This is a genomic window from Pseudomonas sp. HR96, assembly GCF_034059295.1.
In the GTDB taxonomy this organism is placed as follows: domain Bacteria; phylum Pseudomonadota; class Gammaproteobacteria; order Pseudomonadales; family Pseudomonadaceae; genus Aquipseudomonas.
Window position 1 is genome coordinate 3424759 of the sequence record NZ_CP139141.1, and the last position, 26160, is coordinate 3450918.

A 26160-nucleotide genomic window follows, 5' to 3' on the forward strand; every position below is an offset into this window, starting at 1 on the left:
TCTAAACCTTTGCTATGCTCGTGCGCTCGACTTCGCAAAGCACCCGCCTACATGTCCCACCGTTTCGTTCACACCCTGGTCTCAGGGTCTCGCCGCCTGCTGCGCCCGCTGTTCGACCCCTATCGCCGCTACCGCCATGCCCGCCTGATCCACGCCGCGCGGGTGGTGATGGGGCTCCTGGTGTCGATACTGCTGACCACCGGCATTCACCTGCCCCACGGTGAATGGGCCTCGGTGACCCTGCTGATCGTCATCGGCGGCCTGCAGCACCACGGCAACATCGGCAAGAAATCCGTGGAGCGCGCCTACGGCACCTTGATCGGCGCGGGCCTCGGCCTGCTGGTGGTGGCGCAGCAGAACTACCTGGGGCTGCCCTTGCTGACCTACCTGCTGATGTCGGTGGCCTGCGGTTTCTTCGCCTACCACGCCATCGGCAAGGGTGGCTATACCGCCCTGCTCTCGGCCATCACCCTGTTCATCGTCGCCGGGCACGGCGACAACCCGCTCAGCGACGGCCTGTGGCGCACCGTCGACATCCTCATCGGCATTGTCCTGGCTTTGGCTTTCTCCTTCGCCCTGCCGCTCTATGCGGTCTACTCCTGGCGCTACAACCTGGCCGACGGCCTGCGCGGCTGCGCCCAGGTCTACAAACGCATCATCCGTGGCGAGGCGGTGGGCAGCGACGAGCACCTCAAATTGATGCGCAAGCTCAACCTGATCATGCTGCAACTGCGCTCGCTGATGCCCTCGGTGTCCAAGGAGGTGCGTATCTCGGTGACCGAGCTGGACGCCATCCAGGGCCATTTCCGCCTGTGCCTGAGTACCCTTGAGCTGCTCGGCAACCTGCGCCCGCCGGTCAGCGACGCCTATGCCATGGCGCAGCTGCAGTCGACCCTGGCCGCCGAGCACCGTCAACTGTCCCGCCAGCTGCTGGGCATGGCCCGAGCGCTCAAGGGCGGCGCCACCGCACGCCTGGGCCGTGGCGCCGACCCGGCGGTGACCGCCGCCGGCGCCCCTGCGCAGCTGGCCGGCTACGCACTGCTGACCCTGGAGCTGTTGAAAAACGTCGACGCCCTGCAACGCAAACTGGCGCAGACGTCGGGCCGATGGAAAATCTGAGGCACTAATCCTGGTGGGCGGCGTCCAGAACCTGACACCTATTGCCGAATGCCGGCTCCCAACCGCGAAGGACCTTGCCGATGATCACCGTTCACCACCTCAACAATTCGCGCTCGCAGCGCATCCTCTGGCTGCTGGAAGAGCTGGGGGTGCCCTACGAGCTGAAGTTCTACCAGCGCGACCCGCAGAGCAACCTGGCCCCGGCCGAGCTCAAGGCGATCAACCCGCTGGGCAAGTCGCCGGTGATCCAGGACGGTCCGCACACGCTGATCGAGTCCGGTGCAATCATCGACTACCTGATCCGCCGCCACGGCGACGGCCGCCTGCAACCGGACCCGGCCTCCGCCACCTACGACGAGTACGTGCAATGGCTGCATTTCGCCGAAGGCTCGGCGATGCTGCCGCTGATGCTCAACCTCTACGTCGGCCGCCTGGGCGACGCCGGTGCGCCCCTGCAGCCACGGATCAAGAGCGAGCTGGCCAACTACCTGGGCTACTTGGACAACGCCTTGAGCCAGGTCGACTACCTGCTGGGCGACGAGCTCAGCGGCGCCGACATCCAGATGAGCTTCATCGGCGAGATCGCCCGCAAGCAGGGCCTGCTGGGCCCATACCCGCACCTGTCGGCGTGGGTCGAGCGCTTCCAGGCGCGCCCGGCCTACAAGGCTGCGGTGAAAAAAGGCGGGGCCTACAGCTACGAGTAGGACCGAGCTTGTTCGGCAACCGCAGACCCCAGATCAAAACAACCCTGAAGTCGGCGGCGGCGTGCCCTTGAGTTGCCAGGCGCCGACCGCAGCGGCCTTCCACTGGCGTGGGTTGTGGTTGGCCACGGTACGTGCGTTGCGCCAGTGTCGGTCGAGGTTGTGGCTGCGCCCAGTCGTGGAGGCGCCGCCGACGTCGAACAGCAGTTCTGCGGCCTTGAGCGCCGATTCGGCGGCAAGGAACTGGGCCTGGGCAACATCCACGGCCGCCTGGTCGACGTCCAGTTCGGTCAACTGCGCCTGCCACGCCCGATCAATGCTGCGCGCCGCGAGCAGCACGGCTGCCTCGGCGGCGAAGGCGCGGGCGCTGATATCACCCACGCTGAGCTCCACGTAGGGATCGTCCACCGAGCGCGCGGCGCTGCTGTGCTTGATCGGTCGGGCGAAGTCGCGGGCGAACCTGACCGCATCCTCCAGCGCATTGCGAGCGATTCCGGCTTGCACGGTGGCCAGGAACAACTGCAGGAACGGCGTGACGATACTGCGCTTGCCCTCCTCCACAGTGCGCGGGCGGATCTCGTCGGGATAGACGATGACATTGTCCAGGCGCGTGGTGCCGCTGGCCGTCAGGCGCTGGCCCATGGCATCGAAGTCGTCGAGCAGCACCAGGCCCTGACGGTCACGGGGCAGCACGAACGACACCGGCTGATCATCTTCGTCCAGCGCCACGGCGCTGACCCAGTCGGCGTATAGCGAGCCGGTGCTGTAGTACTTGCTGCCGTTGGCCCGGTAATGCTCGCCCTCGCGAACGATGCGCGCGCTGACCACCCCATTGGCCCCGCCCAACTCCCAACCGGCATTGCCCAGCACTGCCCCTTGCAGGTAACGCTCGAACCAGCGCTGGCGCTCGACCTCGGCACCGTCGGCGGCAGAGGCCAGCAGCCCTTCGACGAAGCCCAGCCCGGGGCGCAGGGCCTGGGCGACATTGGAATCGGCGGCCGCGACGCGCAACAGCAAGGCAATCACCTCGCTGACCGTAGCGCCCGGCCCGCCGTATTGCGCCGGGATGCGCGCGGTGTAGAGGCCGGCCGCCGCCAGGCTGGCGATGGCCTCGTAGGGCAGTTGCCGTTCGCGCTCGCGTTCGGCGGCGCCGGCAGCGATCTGCGGCAGCAGCGCGTCGAGGCGGGTATGCAGGTCGGCGACAGAAGTGGCCGCACGCGTGCGGACGACAGACAGAGGGGGCATGAGCATTCCTGGACAAAGAGATGACCAGGCAGCTTTGCAGTATCCATGCCTGCGCTCCAGGCCCTGGAAAACGGGGATCGGCGCCGTGCGCCTGTTCGTGCAAGCAACATTCTGTGGAACCGCTGTTGCCCAGCCGACAGCCCGGTGCGACCTTTGGTCCGAGGCTGGCTTAATGCTATCAATGACAGGATACACTTCACGCTGAACCCGTGCCCTGACAGTCAACCCATGATACGCACCATCGGATCCTTCGCTAAACGCATCTACCTGCCGCGCATCATCGGCTGCGGCATCGGCTTCTGGGCGGTGGCCGCTGTGCTCTGGACCTTGCCAACGCCGCTATGGATCTGGGCCTTGCTGGTGTTCAATGGTTTTATCTGGCCCCACGTGGCGTTCGTTCTGGCACGTGGGCAGAAGGTCCAGTACGACGGCGAACGTCGCAACATGGTGCTCGAATCGGCTCTGGGCGGGTTGTGGGTCGCGGCCATGCATTTCAACCTGCTGCCCACCACCATCCTGGTGTCGATGCTGTGCATGAACTGCATCGCGGTCGGCGGGCCGGGCCTGCTGCGTGCGTGCCTGGCGGCAATGACGGCCGCCCTGCTCGCCGGCGTGGCGCTGCTGCGCCCAGGCTTCGTGCCCGAGACCACCCATCTGCAGGTGTATGCCTGCCTGCCGATGCTGGCGATCTACCCTTTGGCGCTGGGCGCGGCAACCTATCGGCTGGCGGCCAAGCTGGCCGAGCACAAGCGCGCGTTTCGTGACTTCAGCCGCACCGACAGCCTCACCGGCCTGCTCAACCAGGGCGCCTGGCGGCTGATGCTCGACGCCGAATACACCCTGGGCCTGCGCCGAGCCGGGACGACGTCGCTGGCACTGATCGACATCGATCATTTCAAGGCGATCAACGACGGCTACGGCCACCTGATCGGCGATGAAGTGATCAAGCTGTTCGGCGCCGTGCTGGCCGAGGTCAAGCGGTCCAGCGACATCGCCGGGCGGATCGGCGGCGACGAATTCGGGCTGATCCTGCGCGGCGCCGATGTCGACCAGGCCGAGGTATTGCTCAAGCGCCTGCAGACCCGCCTGCGCGAAACCTTCGAACACCGCCTGGACCTTCCCGCCGTTTCCCTGAGTATCGGCGTGGTGGGCTTTGCCAGCGCCCATGCAAACGTCGAAGACTGGCTACGGGCCTGCGACCATGCCTTGTACGACGCCAAGCGCCGCGGCCGCAATCAGATCGTCGCGGCCTGATCAGGCCTGTCCCGTCTCGCCCGTGGGCGCGGGCACAGCCCGCGAGCTGTTGGCCTTGATGCCCGCCACCTGCCCCACCTCCTGCAATCGAGGCAGGGCTCGGCCCTGCTCGTCGAACAGGTGACAGCGCGCCGCGCTGACCCCGATCAGCACGGTCTGCCCCGCCTGCACCGTCGACATGCCATCGCCCTTGACCATCACCTGCAAGCCGTCGCCTGTCTGCGCATGGGTAAAGGTCTCGCCGCCCAGATGCTCCACCAGCAGGGCCTGGGCGCTGAACTGCGCATCGCCCAGGCCCTGCTCGGACAGATGCTCCGGGCGCAGGCCGAGGGTCAGCGGGCTGCCGATCGCCACCCCGGCAGCGTTCACCGGCACCCACAGACGCGCCCCGCCAGGCAGGCCGACCTGCACGCCTTCGGCGGCGGTCGCCAGCACCGTGGTCGGCACAAAGCCCATCTGCGGCGAGCCGATGAAGCCGGCCACGAAACGGTTGCAGGGGTGATGGTAAAGCTGCAGCGGTGAGCCAACCTGCTCGATGCCACCCTTGTTGAGCACCACAATCTTGTCGGCCAGGGTCATCGCCTCGACCTGATCGTGGGTGACGTAGATCATGGTTGCCTGCAGCGCAGCATGCAGCTTGGCGATCTCGATGCGCATCTGCACGCGCAGCGATGCATCGAGGTTGGACAGCGGTTCGTCGAACAGGAACACCTCGGGCTGCTGCACGATCGCCCGGCCGATCGCCACGCGCTGGCGCTGGCCACCGGAGAGCGCCTTGGGCTTGCGCGTGAGCAAGGGTTCGAGCTGCAGGATGCGGGCGGCGTCCTGGACCTTGGCGGCGATCTGCGCCTTGGGCATTTTCTGCATCTTCAGACCGAAGGCGATGTTGTCGTAGACGCTCATGTGCGGATACAGCGCGTAGGACTGAAACACCATGGCCACGCCACGGTCGGCCGGTTCCAGGTAGGTGACGTCGCGACTGCCGATGCGGATGGCGCCCTGGGTGATGCTCTCGAGCCCGGCGATACAGCGCAGCAGCGTCGACTTGCCGCAGCCCGAGGGGCCGACGAACACCACGAATTCGCGACTGTTGATGGACAAGTCGATGTCATGCAACACCTTGATGTCGCCATAGGCCTTTTCGACGCCGCGCAAGCTGAGCTCGGTCAAGATGCAGTCCTCTTTGTTGTTTTGGTTGAGGTGGCGGCCAGCGCCGAAAAAACCGCCTTGACAGCAAGCCTTTTCGCTCTACGATCATTTGTAATTCAGATATTACAAATGTCAAGGAGGGAGAAAAATGCGTGCGGCCTACATCCACGGCATTCGCGACATCCGCATCGGCGAACGCCCGGTGCCGGTGCCGGTTGGCGACCAAGTACTGCTGCGGGTCAGCGCGGTCGGCGTCTGCGGCAGCGACCTGCATTACTTCAAGGAGGGCGCCATCGGCCATGCGCGGATCACCCAGCCGTTCATCGCCGGGCATGAATTCGCCGGACGCGTGGTCGATGACCAGCCGCACCTGGGGCTGCGCGCCGGCCAGCTGGTGGCGGTCGACCCGGCTCGGCCGTGCGGCCAGTGCGAATGGTGCGGCCGCGGCCATGTCAACCTGTGCCCACACGTGGTGTTTCTCGGCTCGCCACCGCACACCCACGGCGCCATGACCGAATACATCGTGGTTGCGCCGAGCCAGATCTACCCGGTGCCGGAGCACTTCACCGCGGTGCAGGCGGTCATGCTCGAACCCCTGGGCGTGGCCATTCACGCCATGGACCTGGCCGGCTCGAAGAAGACCTTTGAAACCGTCGCCATCATCGGCTGCGGGCCCATTGGCCTGTGCCTGCTGCAATTGGCCAGGCAGATGTGCAAGAAGGCCATCTACGCCATCGACCCCATTGCCTACCGCGCCAACAAGGCCCTGGAGCTGGGCGCCGACAAGAGCGCGGCGAGCTATGAAGCCATCAGCGAATGGACCGAAGGGCGCGGCGTCGACCTGGTGCTGGAGGCGACCAACTCGCCGCAGGGCTTCCAGATTGCCGCGCACTCGGCACGCATCGGTGGCCGCGTAGTGCTGGTGGGCATTCCCGACGGCGACCAGTACACCCCGCTCAGCGCTTCCCTGCTGCGGCGCAAGGGCCTGGACATCCGCATGTCACGGCGCATGGGGCATGTGTACGACCGCGCCATCGAGCTGGTAGCGCGCGGCGCGGTGGACGTCGAAGGCCTGGTGACCCACCGCTTCGACCTGAGCGACACCAACTCGGCCTTCAGCTTTCCATCGGACTTCGTCGATGGGGCGCTCAAGACCATCATCCTGCCGAACCCCTGACAGGCGCTTTAGCACAAAAAAGTAGTCCTCAACCAAAACAATAAAGAGGTCACCCCCATGAACAAGCTCGTCGTCAACGCCCTCGCGCTGTCGGTCGCCCTGGCGGCCGGCACGGCCCACGCCTGGACCTTGCAGGAGGCTGCCGCGCCCTACAAGGGCACCGAGATCAAGGCCATCTTCCTTGACCGCCCGGGCTACGCCGCCGCCATCAAGCTGCTGCCCGAGTTCGAGAAGGCCACCGGCATCAAGGTCAGCTACGAGACCGTGCCCTATGAAAACAGCCGCGAGCGCGAGGTGCTCAGCTTCACCTCCGGCGAGCAACTGGACGTGGTGCTGACCGACGTGGTGTGGATCGGCGAGTTCGCCGGCAACGGCTGGCTGGAACCGGTCACCACCTTCAGCAACGACCCCAAGCTGGCTGACCCGGCGCTGAACCTGGCCGGTTTCTTCCCGATCCTGCTGGAGTCGTTTGGCAGCTGGGACAAGCAGACCTACGGCCTGCCCTTCGATAACTACTCGGGGCTGCTGTTCTACAACAAGTGCATGCTCAAGGACGCCGGCTTCGACAAGCCGCCCGCCACCTGGGACGAACTGCTCAAGGTCTACGCGCCCAAGCTCACCGACAAGAGCAAGGACCGCTACGCCTTCGCCTTGCAATCGCGGCGTGGCGAGACCCAATCAGCCGACAGCTTCATGCGTTTTCTCTGGCCATTCGGCGGCTCGCTGCTGGACGACAAGTTCAAGTCCAACCTCAATTCCAAGGCATCCCAGCAGGGCCTGCAATTTCGCCAGGACCTGATGCAGTACATGCCCCCGGGGATCGTCGACTACGACCACAACGAGTCGGTCAACGCGCTGGCCCAGGGCAAGGTGGCGATGATCACCGAGTGGTCGGCGTTCTACGCCACCCTGGCCGACCCGGCCAAGTCGAAGATCACCGACTGCCTGGCAGTGGCGACCGAGCCCAAGGGCAGCGCGGGGTTGAAACCGGCGCTGGGGGGCTTCTCGCTGGGGGTCAATGCCAAGTCCGACGACAAGCAGAAAGCCGCTGCGTGGCTGTTCATTCAGTGGATCACCTCCGAAGCCATGGCCAAGCCGTACCTGGAGGCCGGCGGCGTCAGCGGGCGCATGGCGGTGTACAAGGACCCAGCGGTGCAGAGCCGCTATCCATTCGTGCAACCCATGGTCACTTCCTGGGAAGGCGGAGTCCCGGACTACCGTCCGCGCTTCCCGCAATGGCCGGAGATTTCCGAAGTCATCGGCGAGAACGGCACGGCGATCATGCTCGGCAAGACCAGCGTCGCCGACGGCGCCAAAACCATTGGCAGCAAGGTCGAGGAGATCCTGCAAAAGGCCGGCTACTACGACGGCAAGGCGAAGTTGTTGAAGTAGCGCCAAGCGGGCCTGGCGGTCGCCAACGACTCAGTGGCAGAGGCCGCCAGGCCGGCTTCATGACAGCACACCGTGCAGCGAGGCCCCATGTCCAAGCCCGTCTTCCCTACCCTGTGGAACAACACCCGCGCAGCCTTCGCCTTCCTCGCCCCGGCCACCGTGGCGCTGGCCCTGATCGGCATCTTTCCAACGCTGTTCGCGTTGGTCAATTCGTTTCGCCAGTACAACCTGGCCAAGCCGCGCGACCCGACGCCCTTCGTCGGCCTGGACAACTACGCCAACGTCCTGCACGACGCATCATTCTGGGCCGCGCTGGGTCTTACCGGGCTGTTTCTCGTCACCGTGGTGCCCATCCAGCTGGCCCTGGGGCTAATCGTCGCGCTGCTGCTGCACAAGCCCGGCCTGGCCGGCTTCAAGCTGCTGGCGCGGATGAGCCTGGTCATTCCACTGGCCACCGCACCGGCCGTCGCCGGCCTGATCGGCCGGCTGATCTTCAACCGCGACTTTGGCGTGGCCAACGCCCTGCTCGCCCTGGTCGGCGCCGGGCCGGTGGAATGGCTGGGCGACACCGGCAATGCCTTCATGGCCGTGGCGCTGATGGACATCTGGCAGTGGACGCCCTTCTGCGCCCTGGTGCTGCTGGCCGGGCTGACCATGGTGCCGACCGAGGTCGAGGAAGCGGCCCGCCTGCAGACCCGCAACCGCTGGCAGATCGTGCGGCATGTGCAGCTGCCGTTCCTGCTGCCCAGCGTCACGGTGATCCTGATCCTGCGCACCGCCGACATCCTCAAGATGTTCGACACCGTGTTCACCATGACCCGCGGCGGCCCGGGTGCGGCCACCGAGCTGGTCAGCGTGTACATCCAGCGCATCGGCTTTCGCGTGTTCGACCAGGGCCTGGCCTCGGCGCAGGCCATCGTCCTGCTGATTCTGACCATTGTCCTGGCGCGCCTGTACATCAAGTTCGTCTATCGGGAGATCTGACATGAGTACCCTGGCCATCCCAGCCCGCCAAGCAAATCCACGCGCGCGCCCGGCTTTCAAGGTCAACGCCTGGCACCTGGTCGGCCTGCTGGCGATCTTCCTGTTCGCGGTATTCCCGTTCTACTGGATGGTCGCCACCAGCCTCAAGACTCAGGCCGAGGCACTGGCCTCACCGCCGGTGTGGCTGTTCACCCCGCATCTGGATAACTACGTGCAGGTGCTGTTCCAGCGCGACGTGCTGCACAGCCTGGGCAACTCGCTGATGGTCGCGGTGAGCACCACGGTGCTGGCGGTCGGCCTTGGTACACCGGCGGCCTACGCACTGGCGCGCTTCGAGTTCAAGGGCAAGGAGGACCTGTGGTTCTGGTTCATCACCAACCGCATGCTCAGTCCGATCGTCGTCGCGCTGCCGATCTTCCTGATGGCGCGCAGCCTGAACCTGATCGACACCCAACTGGTGCTGATCCTGGTGTACCTGACCTTCAACCTGCCGATCGTGGTGTGGATCTGCACCGACCAGTTTCGCGCCGTGCCCCGGGACCTCGACGAAGCGGCGCGGCTGTCCGGCGCCTCGCGCTTGACCATCTTCTGGCGCATCGCCCTGCCGCTGGCCATGCCCGGGGTGGCGGTGTCGGCAATCTTTTCGTTCATCTTTTCCTGGAACGAGCTGCTCTACGCGCTGGTGCTCACACGCAACAACGCGCGCACCGCACCGGTCACTGCCACCAGTTTCATGAGCGGCTACGACCTGCCGTGGGGGGAAATCATGGCCACCGGCACGCTGATCGTGTTTCCCGTGATCATTTTTGCGTTGATGGTTTCCCGCCATCTGGTACAAGGTCTGACCATGGGCGCCGTCAAGTAGCCGCCCCCGATAGAATCGAGGAACCCCGTGCACAACCCGGCAGAGCCCATGCAGAACGAAGCGGTCAATCCCGACGAGCAGTTGAATGTGCGCATCGCCTGGCACTACTACGTTGGCAACATGACCCAGCAGCAGATTGCCGACCTGTTCGGCATTACCCGGGTACGGGTCAACAAGGCGCTGGCCGTGTGTCGCGAAACCGGTCTGGTGCAGATCCGCATCAATTCGCGCCTGGCCTCCTGCGTGGCCCTCGAACAGCGCCTGTTAGAGCGTTATCGGCTGCAGCGGGTCAGCGTGGTGCCCTCGCCGCAGGATCCGGCGCAGATCTTCCGGGTGCTAGGGGTCGGCGTTGCGCCGACCCTGGAAGAACACCTGCGCGACGGCTGCACCCTGGCCGTCGGCTGGGGCCGCACCTTGCGCGAAGCGGTGCGTGAGCTGCAAGGCAAGGCGCTCAACGAGATGACCGTAGTGTCGCTGCTCGGCGGCCTGCACTACGGCTCGGCGAACAACACCGTGGAGCTGGCCTCGAGCCTGGCCGGGCTGTTCGGCGGCGCCTATTACTACCTGGCCGCCCCGGTGTTCGCGCCCTCCGAGCAGTACCGCGACATGATTCTCGCCGAGCCCTCGGTGCAGAGCGTGTTGGCTCGGGCGCGGCAGGCCGACCTGGCCTTGCTCACCGTGGGCGATCTGAGCGAGCGTTCGTTGATGCTCGAGCTGGGTCTGGTCAATGCCGAGGATGCGCAGTCATTGCGGGCCGCCGGCGCGGTGGGCGACCTGCTGGGGCGCTGGCTGGACCGCGACGGCGAGGAAGTCGACCACCCGTTCAATCGCCGGGCGATCTCCCTGGAGCTCACAGATCTGGCGCGCATCGCCAAGGTGGTGCTGGTGTCTGGCGGGCCGTACAAGACCGAGATCATCGGCGCGGTGCTCAAGCGCGGCGTGGTGCACGAACTGGTGATCGATGAAGTGGCGGCGCTGGAGTTGCTGGCCAGCTAGTCTGGCTCCTTCTCGCGATGCAGGCCCCGCCGTGACTCAGGATTGCGGAAAATCAGCCCCTACCGTCACCGCCTCCCAGGCGTCGAAGTCGGCACGCAAGGTTTCCAGCTTCTGCCGCGCCAGCTGCAACGCCTGTTTGCCCAGCAGCAGGCGCAGTGGCGGCTTCGGCGAGGTGGCGGCCTGGATGATCGCTTCAGCCGCGCGCACCGGGTCGCCGGCCTGGTTGCCACTGCGCGCGGCAGTCTGCCGGCGGCGCTCGCCGGCGGTGGCGTCGTAGTCGTCGATCACCGTGGCCGACGACTTGATCGACGGCCCGGCCCAGTGGGTCCGGAAAGGCCCCGGCTCGACGATCAGCACATCGATACCCAGTGGCTTGACCTCCAGCGCCAGCGATTCGGAGATGCCTTCCACTGCGTACTTGGTGCCGTGGTAGTAGCCCGTCGCGCCGAAGCTGGTCAGGCCGCCAATGGACGACAGGTTGATGATGATGCCGCTGCGCTGCTCGCGCATGATCGGCAGCACCGCCTTGGTCATCTCCACCAGACCGAACACGTTGGCCTCGAACATCGCCCGTACCGCCGCGTCCTCGCCCTCCTCGATGGCCGCCAGGTAGCCATAGCCGGCGTTGTTGACCAGCGCATCGATCCGCCCGAAATGACTTTTGGCATGGGCCACGGCGGCCAGTACCTGACGCGGCTGGGTTACATCCAGATCCAGAGCCAGCGCCCTGTCCTCATGGCCCTTGACCAGCTCTTCGAGGGTTGCGGGATTGCGCGCCGTCACCACTGCGCGCCAACCACGGGCCAGCACCAGCCGGGCCAGTTCACGGCCAAAGCCGGTGGAGCAGCCGGTTATCAGCCATACGGGGTTGTCTTGGTTGAGCATGGGGAGAAGTCCTTTGCGCGCAGGGTGTGTGATCTGGAAACTGCGCGGCCGATGGAGTTCCCCCGGCCCGCGCACATAAACAGAATCGCGGGCTGCATCAGCCATTCGCAGCCCTGCCCGCGCGTGCCTGCCATTAGCATGGCGCTCAGCTGAACATCACAACAACAAGGGTTGGCACGCTATGCGATTAGGTTGGTACTCGGCGCTTACGGCTACGGAAAAGCGCACCTACTGGGCCTGCTTCGGCGGTTTCACGCTCGATTCGATGGACTCCACCATCTATGCCCTGATGATGCCCGTGCTGATGACGGTGCTGGCCCTGAGCAAGTCCGACGCCGGCCTGCTCGGCTCGGTCTCGCTGATCGGCAGTGCTTTGGGAGGATGGGCCGCCGGCCTGCTCGCCGACCGTTTCGGGCGGGTCAAGGTGATGCAGGGCACGGTCATGTGGGTGGCTGCGTTCACCTGCCTGGCAGGCCTGTGCAGCAGCTTCTGGGAGTTTCTGCCGGTGCGCTTCCTGCAAGGCATCGGCTATGGCGGGGAGGCGGTGGTGGGTGCCGTGCTGATCAGCGAAGCCATCGCCCCGGCCCTGCGCGGCCGCGTCGCGGCCTCGGTGCAGAGCGGCTATGCCGTGGGCTACGCGATCTCCCTGACCTTGATGCCCGTGGTATTCGCCTTTCTGCCCGAGGACATCGCCTGGCGCGCGTTCTTCGCCATCGGCCTGCTGCCGGCCTTGCTGATCTGGTTCATCCGCCGTCTGGTGCCCGAGTCCGAGGCCTTCAACCGGGCCAGCCGTGGCGCGAAGAAAAAGCTCAACCTGCGGGAAATCTTCGGCCACGATCATCGTCGGGTGACACTGATCAGCACGGTGCTGGCCAGCGGCATCTTCGGCGGAGCCTACATCATGATCACCTGGCTGCCGACCTACATGCGCATGGTCCTCAATCTGCCCGTGGCCTCTACCTCCGGCTACCTGGCGGTGAACATCGTCGGCTCGCTGCTCGGTCCGTTCATCTATGGCCGCATCAGCGACCACATCAGCCGCGCCAAGGCCTTCATGCTGTTCCTGGCCTGCCAGGCCTGCGTGGTGGCGGTGTACACCTTCGCGCCGATCAACATGGCAGTGACCCTGGGCCTGGGCCTGCTGCTCGGCGCTTTCCAGGGAGGGCTGGCCTCGGGTCTGCCGGTTGCCTTCGCCGAGCTCTACCCAACGCGAATCCGCGCCAACGGCGCGGGTTTCTGTACCAGCTTCGGGCGAGGCTTCGGCTCGATCATGCCTGCGGCCGTTGGCTTTGCCTCCACCGGTATGGGCCTGCCCACCGCGATGGGCGTGTTTGCCATCAGCTCGTACGCGATTGCCTTCATCGCAGCGCTGTGCCTGCCGAACGCGACCGGGGCGGACATGACGATGGAACCCAGTGTGGCCAACGCTGACAGGCCGGTTGGCGGGCAGGCAGAGGCCTATCGAAGCCATTAGAACGGCGTTGCCACGCTCGCCAGGATATGCAGCAAGCGAGGGTGGCGTAGGAGCCGGCGCAGCTGGCGAGGGCTGCAACCCGAACGGCGCTGGCCGAACGCGACCGGCATTGGGGCGGCGGTGCATCGCTCGCCAGCTTCGCCGGCTCCTACAACGGCAGGTGCTGCAACCGAACCGGCATTGGGGCGGCGGTGCATCGTTCGCCAGCTGCGCCGGCTCCTACAACGGCAGGTGCTGCAACCGAACCGGCATTGGGGCGGGGTGCCCCGTTCGCCAGCTTCGCCGGCTCCTACTACGGCGGTGCAGCAACCGAGTGCGGCGTAGGAGCCGGCGCAGCTGGCGAGGGCTGCAACCCGAACGGCGCTGGCGGAACGCGCCATGCATTGGGGCGGGGTGACCCGTTCGCCAGCTTCGCCGGCTCCTGCCTCGAGGTGTGTAACGGCCAAGATGGCGTAGGACATCAGATCCAACAGGCATCCCATAACGGGTAATCCCCGACCCGCTCGACCAGGCCGGCTCTGATCGGGTTGCGCACTATGTATCGGGCTATGGCTTGCAGGTCTTGTTCACGACGGATCGCTCGATCATGAAAACCTCTCTGCCAAACAGCGCCCCTGGTGCCCAATGCTCGGTTGATCGACTGCGCCGACAAGCATTTCACCCGCAAGACCAGCGCTGAGATGTCGCCATCATGTAACTGGACCAGCCAATGAAGGTGGTCGGGCATCAGCACCCAGGCGATGCTGCGGGCGCAGCCCCGGTGCTCCTGGGACCTGAGTTCAGCCACCACCAGACGGCCCAGCTGCCAATCGCTGAAGAACGTCTGACGCCTGATAGTAGCGGTAGAGATCAGATAGATGCGCCCTGTTTCGGACACTCGACCGGTGCGCAGATGACTGGCTTTCTCGAACATTCCCTTGCCCTCCTGTTGAGAGAGGCAAGGTCAGGCGTCACGGGTGAAGCGTCCAGCAGCAACAGGTGTCGGGGTATGTCGGGAGCTCAAACCCGAAACCGCGCCACCGCATCATTCAGTGTGCCCGCCAGGCGTGACAGCTCGTGGCTGGAGCCGCTGATCTGCCCGGCGCCCGAGGAGGACTCGGTAGACAGGTCGCGGATGTTGGTGATGTTGCGGTCGACTTCCTTGGCCACCTGGGCCTGCTCTTCGGCGGCGCTGGCGATGACGATGTTGCGCTGGTGGATCTGGTCGATGGAGGCGGTGATTTCGCTCAGCGCGCCGCCGGCACCTTCGGCCAGGGCCAGGGTGGCGCTGGCGCGTTGGGTGCTCGATTGCATCGAGTCCAACGCCTGGGAGGAGCCGCTGCGCATGGCGGTGATCATCTGGTCGATTTCCAGGGTCGACTGCTGGGTGCGATGGGCCAGGGCGCGGACCTCGTCGGCGACCACGGCGAAACCGCGCCCCGACTCGCCGGCGCGGGCGGCCTCGATGGCGGCGTTGAGCGCCAGCAGGTTGGTCTGCTCGGCGATGGAACGAATCACGTCGAGGACCTTGCCGATGTCGCGGGACTGGTCGGCGAGGTTCTGCACCAGGGTCGAGCTTTCGTCGATATTGCCGCTCAGGGCCTGGATCGCTGCCACGGTTTCGCCGACGCGCTGCTGGCCGGCCAGGGCGGTGTCATTGGAGTGCTGGGTGGCCTGGGAGGTGGACACGGCATTGCGTGCCACCTCTTCGGCGGCCGAAGTCATCTGGTTGACTGCGGTGGCAGCCTGTTCGATTTCTGCGGTCTGACGTTGCAGGCCCAGGTTGCTCTGGTCGGTGATGTCGTTGAGCGCCTCGGCGGCGGCCGCCATCTGCCCGGCCGAGCCATGGATCAACTGCAAGGTGCCGCGCAGGCTGCTTTGCATGGTTTGCAGGGCGGTCTGCAGGCGGGTCACTTCGTCGTTGCCGCTGACCTCGACGCGCTGGGTCAGGTCGCCTTCGGCCACGCTTTCGGCCGCGCGCATGGCCAGCTTCAACGGGCCGACGATGCTGCGGGTCAGCAGCCAGGCCAGCAGCACGGTGCCCAGTGCGGCCAGCGACACTAGCAGGATGACCATCAGCCGCGAACGGCCGTACTGCGCCTCGGCGGCCTGGCCCTGGGCGGTGATCTGCGCGTTGTAGTAGTCGGCGATGGCATTGAGCTGGGTGCCGGAGCCATCGACCACGGTTTTCATGTCCACCAGCAGCAGCTTGTCGAGGGCGTCGGTCTGCTGCTTCTCGGCCAAAGTGAAGGACTGCGCAATGCCTTGCTGATACTGGCCCAGGGTGACCTGGAACTGGTCATACAGGCCGTGCACCTGCGGCGTATCGAGCAGGCCGCTGAGGCGTTGCAGCTGTTTGCTCAGGTCCTGGTTGCGGGTGTCCATCTGGCTGCGGTACTGGGCGATGCTGGCCGGGTTGGGGTCCAGCGCCATGCGCAGGGAAATGGTGCGGATGCGCAGCATGACTTCGCGGATGTCGCTGACCAGGCGCATTTTCGGCACCAGGTCGTCCTCGACCTGCACGGCGCGCTCGCGGATGCTTGCCATGTGCGACAGCGCCATGGCGCCGAGCAGCGCCACCAGCAGGGCAATCAAGGCAAAACCCAGGCCGGCGCGGCGGGCGATGGAGAGGCTGCGAAGTGACATTGTGCTTATCTCGCTTGTGGTCAGAGGTCGTACAAGCATTATCGGCGCACTCGGCGCCGACTTGAGGCGAACCGCGCAGGTTTGCCAGGGTCCAAAGCGGGTCCCTCCACAGGCCCCGCCCATGCTGCTCGATGCCCTGGTGTTTCTCGTCACTCTGACCCTCATGGAGGGTTTCGCCTATGTCGCGCACAAGTACGTGATGCACGGCTGGGGCTGGGGCTGGCATCGCTCGCACCATGAGCCGCGCGGAGGTTGGTTCGAAAAGAACGATCTGTACGCGCTGGTGTTCGCCGGGGTGGCGATCCTGTTGATCTGGCTGGGCACGCGCGGCGCCCATCCACTGGAGTGGATAGGCGCCGGCATGACCGGTTACGGGCTGCTGTATTTCCTCGTGCATGATGGCCTGGTGCACAAGCGCTGGCCTTTGCGTTATGTGCCGCGCAGTGGTTACCTCAAGCGCCTGTATCAGGCCCACCGCATGCACCACGCGGTCGACGGCAAGGAGCGCTGCGTGTCCTTCGGCTTCCTGTATGCGCCTTCGGCCGAGAGGCTCAGGCGCGAGTTGCGCGAGCTGCATGGCGGGCCGCTGCGGCGCGAGGATCAGAGCCCGCGGTCTTGAGGGTCAGGCCGGCCTGACGGCCGCTGAAACAGCTGCGGATCACGCGGCGGCCAATCCACTCCGCGAGCACTCAGCGCGCTGATGCCACCTTGCAGCACCAGGCGCAGCTTGTCCGCCTTGGACGTCGACACCCGTGCATCCCACGCCTGAGCGCCGAGCTTGTCGACCCGCACGCCAATCTGCCGGTAGACGTTGCGGGCGGTGCCGACCGCCCACGCCGAACGCAACGGCAATCGCGCGATGCCGGCGCTGGCGCTCATGTAGTAAGGCTCGGCCAGGGCCACCAGGCGCCGCGAGAGCACCGCCAGGGCCTCGCGGTTGGCACCCTCGGCGACCTGCTCGGGGGCGATGTGCAGCTCGTGCAGCCATTGGCGCGGCAGGTAGCAGCGGCCGGCCTGGGCGTCTTCGACGATGTCACGGGCGATGTTGGTCAGCTGGAAGGCAATGCCCAGGTCGCAGGCGCGGTCCAGAGTCGCTTCATCGTGCACGCCCATGACCCGAGCCATCATCAACCCGACCACCCCGGCCACGTGGTAGCAATAGCGCAGGGTGTCGTCCAGGGTCTGGTAAATCTGCCCCTGGACGTCCATGGCGAAGCCTTCGAGATGATCGAACGCGTCGCGCTGAGGAATGGCATGGCGCCGGGCAACCTCCTGGAAGGCGGCGAAGGCCGGCTCGCTCATGGCCATGCCGGCATAGGCGGCGCGGGTCTGCTCGTACAGGCGCCCCAGACGCCGCCGATGCTCATCGGCCGGCACCGCCTGGGCGTCGAAGCCCAGTACCTGACCGTCGATGACATCGTCGCAATGCCGGCACCAGGCGTACAGCATGACCGCGCTGCGCCGGGTCGCCGGGTCGAACAGGCGCGCGGCGGCGGCGAAGCTTTTCGAGCCGACCGAGATGCTCTGCTCGGCATGTTCGAGCAACGACGGCTGGGAGGGCGACGGTGCGTTCATTCGCCTACCTCCTGCAGCATCAGCCCGGCGGTGGCCTTGGCCGAGCCGATCACCCCCGGCACGCCAGCGCCGGGATGGGTACCGGCGCCCACCAGGTAGACATTGGCCAGCTGCCCATCGCGATTGTGCGGGCGGAACCAGGCACTCTGGGTCAGCAATGGCTCAAGGGAAAAGGCCGAGCCGACGTGGGCATTGAGCTGATCACGAAAATCCACCGGGGTGAAGATCCGGCTGGTCACCAGGTGATCGCGCAGGCCCGGCATGTAGTGGCGTTCCAGGTAGGCGAAGATCCGCTCGCGGTAGCGCGGCCCCTCCTCTTCCCAGTCCAGCGGCGCATTGCCCAGGTGCGGCACCGGTGACAACACGTAATGGCTGGAGCAACCGGCAGGCGCCAGGCTCGGGTCGGTGATGCAAGGTGCATGCAGGTAGAGGGAAAAGTCCTCGGCCAGGCCCGGGCCCTTGAAGATCTGGTCGATCAGCCCGCGGTAGCGGGCGCCGAAACACACCGTGTGGTGCTGCAGTTGCGGCTGCGGCCGGTCGAGGCCGAAATGGATGACGAACAGCGAGTTGCTGAAGCGCTGCTTCTTCAGGCGCTGCCCTTCGCTGCGCCCGCGCGGGTGGCCGCCGAGCAGGCCAGCATAGGTGTGCACCACGTCGGCGTTGGAGGCGACCTGGTCGCAGGGGAACTGACGGCCATCGACCAGCTGCACGCCTGTGGCCCGGGCCTCACGGGTCTCGATCCGGGCGACCTCGGCGTTCAGTTCCAGGCGCCCGCCCAGATCCTCGAACAGGCGCACCAGGCCCTGCACCAGCGCTCCGGTACCGCCCCGGGGAAACCACACGCCCCAACGACGCTCCAGGGCATGGATCAGGGTGTAGATCGACGAGGTGGCGAACGGGTTGCCACCCACCAACAGGGAATGGAAGGAAAACGCCTGGCGCAGTTTGTCATGCTCGATAAAGCGCGAAACCATCGCGTACACGCTTTTCCAGGCCTGCAGCCTGGCCAGCTGCGGGCCAGCCTGGAGCATGTCGCGAAAGCTCAGGAACGGCACGGCACCAAGCTTCAGATAGCCCTCTTCGAACACCGCCCGGGAATAGGCAAGAAACCGCTGGTAGCCGGCCACGTCGCGGGGGTTGAGGGCATGAATCTGGCGGTCGAGCGCAGCCTGGTCGTCGGCGTAGTCGAATACCGTACCGTCTTCCCAGCACAGCCGATAGAACGGCGCCACCGGCAGCAGTTCGACATAGTCGGATAGACGCTTGCCGGCCACTTCAAACAGCTCCTCGATGGCCGTGGGGTCGGTGATGACTGTCGGCCCGGCGTCGAAGGTGAACCCCTGGTCCTGGTAGACATAGGCACGACCGCCGGGCTTGTCGCGTTTTTCCAGCAAGGTGGTGGCGACCCCGCCGGCCTGCAGGCGGATGGCCAGGGCCAGGCCGCCAAATCCTGCACCGATGACCACGGCGCGGCGCGGCTCGCCCGGGGTGGCGCTACTGTGCACTGATGTCATACCGGCCTCTCGAAATGCCTGGGAGCGAAACGCAGCGCCGCCGCGAGGGCGGCACCGACGGGTACCGGCGGCTTGCCGGTGAGGATGCGCAGCTTGTCCAGCACGCCCAGCCGTTCGGCATAGAAGCGCGTGATCAGCGGCTCGGGGAGACGGTAGAAGCGCTGCATGACCTGCCAGCGGTCCGCAGGCTCGCCGGCCAGAAACAGCATGCGATTGAGCAAACGATAGAAGCCCTGCTGGCGCCAGGCGTGCAGCGCATGGCGCCGCAGCGCCTCGAACAGCCGCTCGGAATGAAAGCTGTGGAACTGCCCCAGCCAGCGCGCCAGGCGCACCGCGTGGGGCAGCGAATAACCGGTGGTGCAGTGATACAGGCCGGCGCGCAGGCCGGCACGTGGCTGGCCCTCGGCTTCGGCCCAGAAGGCGTCGGCGTCGCCGGCCAGGGTGATGGGCAGCAGGCCCTGTTCTTCGCGCAGCACCTCGGCGATCTGCCAGCCCTGGGCCGCGACGTAGCGGGCGATGTTGTCGCGCAGGCGCTCCACCGCCAGCGGCTGGTCGTCGATGTAGTGGGTGTCCTCGACCAGCAGGGTGTCGGGGCTGAACGGCAGCACATAGACGAAGCGATAGCCGTCGCCCTGCTCCACCCGCGCGTCCATGATGATCGGTGCGTCAAGCCCATGGGGCCGGTGCAGGCGCAGCAGCTGCCCGACGAACGCCTGCCGGCCCAGCGCCACGTGCCGGCTGTTGACCGCACCGCGGCCATCTATGACAGCGGCGGCGTGGAGAATCTGGCCGTTGTCCAGCAGCACCTCGCGCGGGGTCAGGCTGGCGATCCGGGTGTGGCTCAGCAGGCCTTGGCCCAGCGCTGTGCCAATCACCCGGGCAAAACGCTCGGAGGTGATGCTGGCGTAGCCACTGGGCATTTCCCGACTGAGGTTGGCGAAATGCACCTGGTAACGGTCCCAGCGCTTGACCACCAAGGGGTCCAGCCAGCGGTGCTGCTCGGCGTCCAGATCCCCCTGGTGGAACGACCAGGTGTGGTTGCCGCCCAGGGTGGCCTGCTCTTCGACCAGCAGCACCCGCAGCTGCGGCTGGCGGCGTTTGAGCTCCCAGGCGATCAAGCCGTTGGCCAGGCCGCCGCCGGCGAGGATCAAATCGTATTCATCATTCATGCCGAGCGCTCCTGCGCGGCGCCTGCGGGCCGCAGCGACGCCTCGATCACGCCGGCCGCGCGGCTTACGCCGCCGGCCTGTTGCAGCACTGCGGCCAGACGTTGCAACGGCTCGCCGGGCAGCTCGCGCAAGGCCAGCAGCCCTTGCATCAGCGCCCGCGGGCGGGCTCGCCGCGACAGGCGCAGGCCGATGCGCTGGTAACTGACCCGCGCGGCCACGCCAGCCTGGTCGAAGGCGATAGGCAGCACCAGCATCGGCGTGGCGCTGGCGATGGCGTCCATCACCGTGTTCAGACCGCCATGGGTGATCAGCGCATCGGCCCGGGCCAGCACCGCCTGCTGGGCGGCGAAGTCGCCGACCCAGCTGGCACCGGCGGCGCGCACACGCTGCTCCTGCGCGCTGTCGAGGCCACCGCAGTGGGCCACCAACAGTTGCGTATCGAGCTGGCGACAGGCCTGGGCGATCCGCAGAAACATGTCCAGCCGCCCGCCCTGCAGGGTGCCCAGGCTGGCGAATACCAGCGGCCGACCTGATTCGACGAGCACCGGCAGGGCTTGGCTGGCAGTCGACTCGCCACGCAGTGGACCTACCTCGTGCCAATTGACCGGCGGCTGCCGGCGCGGGAAATCGAAGCCGGCGATGGTCTGGCTGATGGTCGCCAAGGGCGACAGGCAGTCGTGCAAACCATCGCGCGGCGCCACGCCCAGCTGCCGGCAGGCCCGGTGCAGCTGGCGCCGCAATGGTTGCATGAGCCAGTCATGCACCCGGGTGCTGCCTTGATACAGCTGCAGGTCGAAGGGCCGCGTGCCGTAGGCGAACGGCATGACCGGCAGCGGCAGACCCGGCTCGCGGTCGATCGGCAGCGCGCAGGCCACCGAAATGAACGGCAGGCCCAGCGCGCTCGCCACCAGGCCGCCAGCGGCCTCCATTTGATCGCACAACAGCGCATCGATCTGCAGCGCCGCCAGCGCCGCAGGCAACTCGGCACACAGCATCGCGGTGGTGTTGGCCAGCTCGCCGATCAGCCGGTGCAGGCCACGCACGCCCCCCGGCTGCGCCGCCAGGCGCAGCAACGCCGCCAGGCTGCCGGGTGGATGGCTGCTCGCGCCCAGCGCAACGAAGCCGATCCGGGGGTCGTCGAGCCAGCCCCGGGCATCGGCCTGATGCATGAAGGTGACCCGATGACCGCGCTCCAGCAGCTCGCCGGCCAAGGCCTGCAGGGCTTTGTAGTGGCTGTAGAACGGCGGCGCGACGACGGCGAAATGAGTCATCCAAGGTCCTGGGCAGGCGCGGCCAGCAGCGGCGCCTGGCGCAACGCCGCCAGGTTCGCCGAACCGGTGCACAGGCAGGCGATGGCCAGCTGGCGAATGATGACCTCGAAGTGTTCGATGACCGCTGCAGTGGACTGCGTGGCGCACGCCAGGACCCCCGCCGCCTGCCCGGCCAGGTCGGCACCCAGGCGCAAGGCACGGGCGACGTCGAGCCCGTCGCGAATGCCCCCCGAGGCGATCAGCGGGACCTGCGGCAGGGCGGCGCGCACGCCGGCGATACACTGCGCGGTGGGGATGCCCCAATCGGCGAAGGCTGCGGCCACAGCGCGATCGGCCGGGCTGAGGGCACGCTCGGCTTCGACCGCCGCCCAACTGGTGCCGCCGGCACCGGCTACGTCGATGACCTGGACACCCGCCGCCACCAGCTGCACGGCCACCCGCGCACTGATCCCGGCACCGACCTCCTTGACCACCAAAGGTACGCCGAGGGCCTGGGCGGCTTCGGCGATCGCCTCGAGCACCCCGCGCCAGTCGCGGTCGCCTTCGGTCTGGAGCATTTCCTGCAAGGGGTTCAGGTGCACGATCAGGGCATCGGCCTTGAGCATGTCGACGGCGCGCCGGGCATTGTCCAGGCCCTGGCTGCCGAGCAGCTGCGCGGCGCCGAGGTTGGCCAGCAGCGGCACGTCCGGTGCCAGCCGCCGCAGCTCGCGCGTCAGGCCATGATCATTGGCGCCGCGCAAGGCCACACGCTGGGAGCCGACCGCCATGGCAATGCCCAAGGCCTGGGCCGCTTCAGCGAGATGACGGTTGATCGCGGCGCTGCGCTGCGCTCCGCCGGTCATCGAGCTGATCAACAGCGGGGCGCGCAGCGACCGACCGAGCAGCGAGGCGCGCAGGTCGATGTCGGCCAGGCGCAACTGCGGCAGGGCGCAATGCTCGAATTGCACCGCCGCCAGCCCCGAATGAGTGTCGCGCTGGGCACGCCGCGGGTCGAGGACGATGTCCAAGTGGTCATCCTTGCGCTGTGTCAGCTCGGCTTCGCTCATGGCGGCTCCTTCAATCCCGCTTGCGGCAGGGAGTCTTTTGCCGATTTGGCTGTCAGTAATACGTGGCACTGTTGTACGCGACAGCGGAAACTGCATAAGTCATGTATAAGAAAATGACGTGCGTATGGCAACTGCCAGCGTCAGGCGTTCCCTGAACTCGTGCAAAAGACTGGACTGATGACTGCGGGGGAGCACATGACGACACAGCTGGAACTGAGCAAGCACAGGCGCAGCAGCCCCAAGGCTGGGGAGCGTCAGCCGGCGGACCTGACACGGGTTCGCGATGAAATCGAAAACCGTCTGGGCCAGCTGTTGCCTGCGGTGGGCAACGAACGTGATCTGGTGGCGCGGGCCATGCGCGACAGCACCCTGGCCCCCGGCAAACGCATGCGCCCTATGCTGCTTGTGCTGGCAGCCCGCGGTCTGGGTTGCCCGGCCGAGCAGGCGCTGGAGCTGGGCTGCGCGATCGAGATGGTGCATGCCGCCTCGCTGGTGCTCGACGACATGCCGTGCATGGACAACGCCCAGCTGCGCCGCGGCCAGCCGACGACGCACATCCGCTATGGCGAGGACGTCGCCATCCTGTCGGCAGTGGCGCTGCTCAGTCGCGCGTTCGGCGTAGTCGCCAGCACTCCGGGGCTGGCACCCGAGGTCCGTACCCAGGTGGTGCTCACCCTGGCCAACGCCGTGGGCATGCAGGGTTTGGTCCGCGGCCAATTCGAAGACCTGCGCGAAGGCGCGCGGCCGCGCTCGGCCGATGAAATCACCGTGACCAACGATTTGAAGACCGGCGTGCTGTTCGGCGCCACCTTGCAGATGGCCGCCCTGCTCGGCGGCGCCGACGAAGTCACCAGCTGCGCCCTGCAGGGCTTTGCCCTGGAGCTGGGCCAGGCCTTCCAACTCTATGACGACCTGCAGGACAACTGTGCCGACAACGCCAAGGACCAAGGCAAGGACCAGGGCAAGTCGACCCTCGTCGCCCTGCTGGGCGAAGCCCACGTGCGCGAGCGCCTGCACGCGCATCTGCAGCGCGCCGAGCATTACCTGCGCCAGGTGTTCGGAGAAGAGCAGGAGATCCGTTGCTACGTGGCGGGGATTTTTCGGCGGGTGGTCGGTGGGGAGGTTTGAGGGGGCGTGTGCATGGCGAAATGTTCAATATGGCGACCATCGGCCGCCCGGGCGGCCGGTGGTGGCCATATTGAACCTATCGCCCCTCAAGGCAATATCTCGCGAATCCTCTGCGCCAGCATGTCAATGGTGAAGGGCTTGTTGATCACTTGCATGCCCGGCAGCAGGTTGTCGTGGGCGCCGGTGCCCTGGGCGTGGCCGGTCGCGAACAGCACGGGCAGGTGCGGTCGATGCTGGCGGGCGATCAGGGCCAGCTGGCGCCCGTCCAGCCCGGGCAGGCCGACGTCCGAGACCAGCAGGTCAATGCGTCCCGACCCCTGCAGCACCGGGATCGCCTCATGGGCATCCTGCGCCTGCAACACCACGTAGCCTAGCTCCAGCAACACTTCCACCACCAGGCTGCGCACCACCGGTTCGTCTTCCACTACCAGCACCACCTCCCCGGAGCCCGCGCGCGGCTCGGCCTGCACGCCCACCAGCGGCGCCTCGGGCTGGCCCTCGTAGCGCGGCAGGTACAGGCAGACGCGGCTGCCCTTGCCGACCTGCGAGGAGATTTCCACATGCCCGCGCGACTGCTTGGCATAGCCGTAGATCATCGACAGGCCCAACCCGGTGCCCTGCCCCGTGGGCTTGGTGGTGAAGAAAGGCTCGAACGCGCGCGCTCGCACTTCGGGCGTCATGCCGGTGCCGCTGTCGACCACGCAGACGCGCAGATAATGCCCGGGAGCCAGCTCGCCGGCGCTGCGTCGGTCGGTCTCGGTGATGGTCACCGCCGAGGTCTCCAGGCTCATGACGCCGCCGAACGGCATGGCGTCGCGGGCGTTGATCACCAGGTTGAGCAGCGCGCTTTCCAACTGGTTGGCGTCGGTCAAGGCCTGGCCCAGGCCGCTGCCCAGGCGGGTGTCCAGGGTGATGTTCTCGGCCAAAGTGCGCCGCAGCAGGTCTTCGAGCGAGGCAATCAGGCCGTTGAGGTCGGTAGGTTGCAGGTCCATGGTCTGGCGCCGCGAGAACGCCAGCAGACGCTGAGTCAGGGCCGCAGCCCGCTGCGCCGAGGTGGTGGCGGCGCTCATGTAGCGCTCCAGCTTGTCGGTGCGCCCCGACTCGTAGCGGCGCTGCATCAGGTCCAGGCTCCCGATGATGCCGGTCAGCAGGTTGTTGAAGTCGTGGGCTATGCCGCCGGTCAGTTGACCCACGGCTTCCATTTTCTGCGACTGGCGCAGCTGGTCCTCGGTGTGTCGCAGCTCGGTAATGTCGCGGCCCACGGCGTACACCTGGTCGCTGGCCGACACTGCCGACCAGGAGATCAGGCGATGGCTGCCATCCTTGTGGGCCATGCGCAGTTCGATCTGAGTGGTGTCCAGACCCTGCCTCAGGCGGTCCATCTCGGCGCTGGCGGCGGGTGCGTCCTGGGCATGGATCAAGCTGAGGATGTTGGCCCCTACAAGTTCGTCGCTGCTCCAGCCAAGCGCCTGGCTACAGGCGTCGTTGGCGTTGAGAATCAAGCCGTCGACATTGCTGACGGTCATCAGGTCGTGGGTCAGGCGCCACAGGCGGTCGCGCTCCAGGGTGCGCTGGGCGATCTCCAGCTGCAGCTGCTCGTGGGACACCGCCAGCGAGGCCTGCAGCAAGCGCAGGCGCTCGGCAACCACGCGCTCGTCGGTGCGGTCGCGCAGGATCTTGACGTAGCCCACGGGCTCGCCGTCGCGACGCAGAACCACCAACTCGCCCAGGGCCCAGAACAGACTGGCGTCGCGCTTGCAATGCCAGCGCTCGTCGATGGCCATGCCGTCGCGGGCGGCGATCTGCATTTCCACCCCGGCCCGGCCTTCGGCCTTATCTTGTGGGGTAAAGAACAGGTCGCTGTACTGGCCGATCGCTTCGCCCGCGCTCCAGCCCAGCACCCGCTCGGCGCCGGGGTTCCAGTCGAGGATGGTGCCGTGCAGGTCGAGCACCACCACGGCGTAGTCGGCCGTGTGCTGGAATACCAACTCGTGGCGCTCCAGGGCAGTCATGGCTGCCAACGGGTTGGCAGGGTCGAACGGCGCATCGCAACTCATGAAACCTCCGGGGTCGCTGGGCGACAGGCAATGATTTCTAGACTTCACCGCCAGCGCAAGTTCAATAAAACTCCCAGGTTGTTCGAATCGGGGCGCTGAAGGTCGTCACGCAGCGCCTGATGGAAACATTGGCGTTGCGGCGTGTCTGTAGAACAGCGCCGGCGGCTTTTGCATTGCCCGCCCGGCTTTACAGACCAAGGAGTGTGCCATGACCGCAAGCAAGCTTTTCGCCAGTTTGACCCTCGCCGCCCTGTGCGCGGCCAGCGTGCCGGCCTTCGCCGACGACACCAGCGTCACCCTCGACCGCCCGGGCGTTGGCCAGCATGAAATCAAGAAAGGCGACAAGGTGCCAGACGAATACAAGCGCAAGGAGCTGGCCCTGGGCGACTGGCAGAAGCGTCACCTGGCCGCCCCCGGCGAGAACGAGCAGTGGGTCGAGATCAAGGACAAGTACGTGCTGGTCAACATCCCCAACGGCACGGCCAAGGACATGGTGATGAAGTCCAAGGTCAAATAAACCTCGGCGGTATCAAG

23 protein-coding genes and 1 pseudogene are annotated in these 26160 nt (G+C 66.4%); 12 read left to right on the top strand and 12 right to left on the bottom strand.

Features of this window, described 5'->3' with window-relative positions; all coding sequences use genetic code 11:
• Positions 1–51 precede the first annotated feature (51 nt).
• A complete protein-coding gene (locus SFA35_RS15320) occupies positions 52–1119 on the top strand; it encodes an FUSC family protein (protein ID WP_320571390.1) in 1068 nt (355 codons plus the stop codon).
• Positions 1120–1199: 80 nt separating this feature from the next.
• Positions 1200–1823: a glutathione S-transferase gene (locus SFA35_RS15325; protein WP_320571391.1), complete on the top strand. Its 624-nt coding sequence runs from the start codon at positions 1200–1202 to the stop codon at positions 1821–1823.
• 33 nt (positions 1824–1856) lie between these two features.
• Here SFA35_RS15325 and SFA35_RS15330 read toward each other — a convergent pair whose 3' ends face one another.
• Positions 1857–3065 (bottom strand): acyl-CoA dehydrogenase family protein, encoded by a 1209-nt coding sequence (locus tag SFA35_RS15330; RefSeq protein WP_320571392.1) that lies wholly within the window; start codon positions 3063–3065, stop codon positions 1857–1859.
• A 228-nt stretch (positions 3066–3293) separates the two neighbouring features.
• Here SFA35_RS15330 and SFA35_RS15335 point away from each other — a divergent pair, with 228 nt between their 5' ends.
• Entirely contained in the window at positions 3294–4319 is a 1026-nt protein-coding gene (locus SFA35_RS15335) for a diguanylate cyclase (protein ID WP_320571393.1), read from the top strand.
• Here SFA35_RS15335 and SFA35_RS15340 read toward each other — a convergent pair whose 3' ends face one another.
• Positions 4320–5489, bottom strand: a complete 1170-nt coding sequence (locus tag SFA35_RS15340; RefSeq protein ID WP_320571394.1) for a sn-glycerol-3-phosphate ABC transporter ATP-binding protein UgpC — start codon at positions 5487–5489, stop codon at positions 4320–4322.
• A gap of 127 nt (positions 5490–5616) precedes the next feature.
• Between SFA35_RS15340 and SFA35_RS15345 the strand changes: the two genes are divergently transcribed.
• The 5 genes from SFA35_RS15345 to SFA35_RS15365 all read left to right on the top strand — a co-directional run bounded on the left by SFA35_RS15345 (position 5617) and on the right by SFA35_RS15365 (position 10882).
• Positions 5617–6645 carry a zinc-dependent alcohol dehydrogenase gene (locus SFA35_RS15345; protein ID WP_320571395.1) on the top strand — a complete coding sequence of 343 codons (1029 nt, stop codon included), beginning with the start codon at positions 5617–5619 and terminating at the stop codon, positions 6643–6645.
• 57 nt (positions 6646–6702) lie between these two features.
• A complete protein-coding gene (locus SFA35_RS15350; RefSeq protein WP_320571396.1) occupies positions 6703–8037 on the top strand; it encodes a sugar ABC transporter substrate-binding protein in 1335 nt (444 codons plus the stop codon).
• A gap of 87 nt (positions 8038–8124) precedes the next feature.
• Positions 8125–9021, top strand: a complete 897-nt coding sequence (locus SFA35_RS15355) for a sugar ABC transporter permease (RefSeq protein ID WP_320571397.1) — start codon at positions 8125–8127, stop codon at positions 9019–9021.
• 1 nt (position 9022) lies between these two features.
• A complete protein-coding gene (locus SFA35_RS15360; RefSeq protein WP_320571398.1) occupies positions 9023–9886 on the top strand; it encodes a carbohydrate ABC transporter permease in 864 nt (287 codons plus the stop codon).
• Between the two features lie 27 nt (positions 9887–9913).
• On the top strand, positions 9914–10882 hold the full coding sequence (locus tag SFA35_RS15365; RefSeq protein WP_320571399.1) for a sugar-binding transcriptional regulator: 969 nt from the start codon (positions 9914–9916) through the stop codon (positions 10880–10882).
• 36 nt (positions 10883–10918) lie between these two features.
• On the opposite strand, the gene SFA35_RS15370 is transcribed toward SFA35_RS15365, so the two are convergent.
• On the bottom strand, positions 10919–11767 hold the full coding sequence (locus tag SFA35_RS15370) for an oxidoreductase (RefSeq protein ID WP_320571400.1): 849 nt from the start codon (positions 11765–11767) through the stop codon (positions 10919–10921).
• A 181-nt stretch (positions 11768–11948) separates the two neighbouring features.
• Between SFA35_RS15370 and SFA35_RS15375 the strand changes: the two genes are divergently transcribed.
• On the top strand, positions 11949–13241 hold the full coding sequence (locus SFA35_RS15375; protein ID WP_320571401.1) for an MFS transporter: 1293 nt from the start codon (positions 11949–11951) through the stop codon (positions 13239–13241).
• A gap of 460 nt (positions 13242–13701) precedes the next feature.
• Here the strand turns inward: SFA35_RS15375 and SFA35_RS15380 are convergent, their stop codons facing one another.
• The 3 genes and pseudogenes from SFA35_RS15380 to SFA35_RS26760 all read right to left on the bottom strand — a co-directional run.
• Positions 13702–14154, bottom strand: a complete 453-nt coding sequence (locus tag SFA35_RS15380; RefSeq protein WP_320571402.1) for an REP-associated tyrosine transposase — start codon at positions 14152–14154, stop codon at positions 13702–13704.
• A gap of 86 nt (positions 14155–14240) precedes the next feature.
• Positions 14241–15104: a methyl-accepting chemotaxis protein gene (locus SFA35_RS26755; protein ID WP_414058548.1), complete on the bottom strand. Its 864-nt coding sequence runs from the start codon at positions 15102–15104 to the stop codon at positions 14241–14243.
• Between the two features lie 42 nt (positions 15105–15146).
• Positions 15147–16031 (bottom strand): annotated as a pseudogene (locus SFA35_RS26760) (MCP four helix bundle domain-containing protein); the annotation flags it as partial.
• On the opposite strand from SFA35_RS26760, the gene SFA35_RS15390 reads away from it, so the two are divergent.
• Entirely contained in the window at positions 15988–16485 is a 498-nt protein-coding gene (locus tag SFA35_RS15390) for a sterol desaturase family protein (protein WP_320571404.1), read from the top strand. The pseudogene SFA35_RS26760 and the gene SFA35_RS15390 sit on opposite strands and share 44 nt — an antisense overlap.
• On the opposite strand, the gene crtB is transcribed toward SFA35_RS15390, so the two are convergent.
• The 5 genes from crtB to fni are packed head-to-tail and all read right to left on the bottom strand — an operon-like array spanning position 16467 to position 22441.
• Positions 16467–17441 carry a 15-cis-phytoene synthase CrtB gene (crtB, locus tag SFA35_RS15395; RefSeq protein ID WP_320571405.1) on the bottom strand — a complete coding sequence of 325 codons (975 nt, stop codon included), beginning with the start codon at positions 17439–17441 and terminating at the stop codon, positions 16467–16469. The two genes, SFA35_RS15390 and crtB, sit on opposite strands and share 19 nt — an antisense overlap.
• Complete coding sequence (locus SFA35_RS15400; RefSeq protein WP_320571406.1) at positions 17438–18955, bottom strand: phytoene desaturase; 1518 nt, start codon at positions 18953–18955, stop codon at positions 17438–17440. The genes crtB and SFA35_RS15400 overlap by 4 nt, the downstream gene beginning before the upstream one ends.
• The gene (crtY, locus tag SFA35_RS15405; RefSeq protein ID WP_320571407.1) at positions 18952–20124 is read right to left on the bottom strand and encodes a lycopene beta-cyclase CrtY; all 1173 of its coding nucleotides are present in this window, start codon (positions 20122–20124) and stop codon (positions 18952–18954) included. The genes SFA35_RS15400 and crtY overlap by 4 nt, the downstream gene beginning before the upstream one ends.
• A complete protein-coding gene (locus SFA35_RS15410; RefSeq protein ID WP_320571408.1) occupies positions 20121–21395 on the bottom strand; it encodes a glycosyltransferase in 1275 nt (424 codons plus the stop codon). Before SFA35_RS15410 ends, crtY begins: the two co-directional genes overlap by 4 nt.
• Positions 21392–22441, bottom strand: coding sequence for a type 2 isopentenyl-diphosphate Delta-isomerase (gene fni, locus SFA35_RS15415; RefSeq protein WP_320571409.1), 1050 nt, complete (start codon positions 22439–22441; stop codon positions 21392–21394). Before fni ends, SFA35_RS15410 begins: the two co-directional genes overlap by 4 nt.
• Before the next feature lie 195 nt (positions 22442–22636).
• On the opposite strand from fni, the gene SFA35_RS15420 reads away from it, so the two are divergent.
• The gene (locus SFA35_RS15420) at positions 22637–23569 is read left to right on the top strand and encodes a polyprenyl synthetase family protein (RefSeq protein ID WP_320571410.1); all 933 of its coding nucleotides are present in this window, start codon (positions 22637–22639) and stop codon (positions 23567–23569) included.
• An 86-nt stretch (positions 23570–23655) separates the two neighbouring features.
• On the opposite strand, the gene SFA35_RS15425 is transcribed toward SFA35_RS15420, so the two are convergent.
• Positions 23656–25626 (bottom strand): PAS domain S-box protein, encoded by a 1971-nt coding sequence (locus SFA35_RS15425; RefSeq protein WP_320571411.1) that lies wholly within the window; start codon positions 25624–25626, stop codon positions 23656–23658.
• 208 nt (positions 25627–25834) lie between these two features.
• Between SFA35_RS15425 and SFA35_RS15430 the strand changes: the two genes are divergently transcribed.
• On the top strand, positions 25835–26143 hold the full coding sequence (locus SFA35_RS15430) for an RcnB family protein (protein ID WP_320571412.1): 309 nt from the start codon (positions 25835–25837) through the stop codon (positions 26141–26143).
• Positions 26144–26160: the final 17 nt, after the last annotated feature.